The organism is Desulfovibrio sp. 1188_IL3213, assembly GCF_036763145.1.
Taxonomy (GTDB): domain Bacteria; phylum Desulfobacterota; class Desulfovibrionia; order Desulfovibrionales; family Desulfovibrionaceae; genus Desulfovibrio.
The window spans coordinates 1-1357 of sequence record NZ_JBAIYR010000533.1 but is presented as its reverse complement, the minus strand read 5'-3'; the positions used below and the strand labels follow the sequence as shown (position 1 = coordinate 1357).

General features: G+C 54.8%; 1 protein-coding gene. It reads right to left on the bottom strand.

What is annotated here, in order from left to right:
* Positions 1-401: 401 nt before the first annotated feature.
* Positions 402-1190 carry a nickel pincer cofactor biosynthesis protein LarB gene (gene larB / locus V6C16_RS13355; protein WP_333534780.1) on the bottom strand — a complete coding sequence of 263 codons (789 nt, stop codon included), beginning with the start codon at positions 1188-1190 and terminating at the stop codon, positions 402-404.
* Between the last annotated feature and the right edge of the window lie 167 nt (positions 1191-1357).

The window sequence follows — 1357 nt, the reverse complement described above, 5'->3', positions numbered from 1 at the left end:
GGCTGCGTGAGCAGACGTTCGCTACGGAGGCGTAAGCGCAGTTTATCTGCGCGGTTAAACGCCGAAGTGAGCGTGCCTTAAACTTTGAGAATGTATATTCTCAAAGTTAATCTGCTCTAGAGCATTTCAACCGGAAAATCCCGACGCGAAATCCGGAAAAAGAAAGGAACAATGTGGCGTCACCCGGCATGGCGGTTCATGCAGTTTACGCATGATGGCAGCCCGTGCCGCAGGAAAAAAGGCGTGGAAACAAAGAATATTGTTCGTAAAAAAGTAAAATATTTTATAATGTTACTTAAGTAAGGAACAAAAATGTATTTTTCCTGCGCGCTCAAAAAAATGACCGCCATATGCTGGCGGTCTGGCGTTTTTCAGTGAGTCTTGTGGGTTCTTTGGCCGGTTCAGTTTTCTTCGGCCAGTTTTTTATGGAGCATTTTGGCTGCAAAGGCCGCGGCTCCGAAGCCGTTGTCGATATTGAGAACAGCCACGCCCGGCACGCAGGTGGCAAGCATGGTGGTAAGGGCCGCAAAACCGCCTGATCCTACCCCGTACCCCACGGAGGCAGGCACAGCCAGCACCGGACAGCACACAAGCCCTGCCAGTACGCCGGGCAAAGCGCCTTCCATACCGGCCACGGCAATGATGACCTTTGCGCTGCGCAGCGATGCCGTATGGGGGGCAAGCCTGTGCAGTCCCGCAACGCCCACATCGGCAATAAAACCACAGCTTTTTCCCCAAAAGGCCAGGGCGCCGTACGCCTCAAGTGCTACGGGTGTGTCTGCGGCTCCTGCGCTTACCACCAGTGCTTCGCCTTGCTGCGGCCAGGGGGACTGCATGGCCTGCGTAAAACCCGGCGCGCCGCCCACTGAAAACAGTCGCGGTAAAGCCCAATGGCGGCCAGTGGGAAAGTGTTCTTTCAGCAGGGTAGCCTGGGCCTGACTGACTCTGCTGACCAGAACAGGGCCATGTTCTGCAAGACCGGCAACAGCGGCTGTCAATGCCTGATCGCTTTTGCCCTGGGCAAGAACCACTTCGCCAAGACTGGTGCGCAGGCCCCGCTGGGTGTCCAGCGTAAGACCGTTCAGGGTATCGCAAACTGTTTGCGCACCAAGCTGTTCAAGGGCTGTTTCAGGCAGCAGGCGGCCTGCGGCAATTTCAGAAAGAATGTGCAGAATGTGTGGATTGGACATGTCTTTCCATACGGCAGGAAGGCGCTTTTGTCAGCAGGTGGCATTGCTGTCCGGCTAAGCACCCAATTCTAATAGGCTGAGATGTTGAAGATTATCTTTTCTTCGCCGTCGTGGATTCAGGAGTTCTTCCAGAGACGCCGAACCGAGCAGGTTGAGCTGGATGAGTT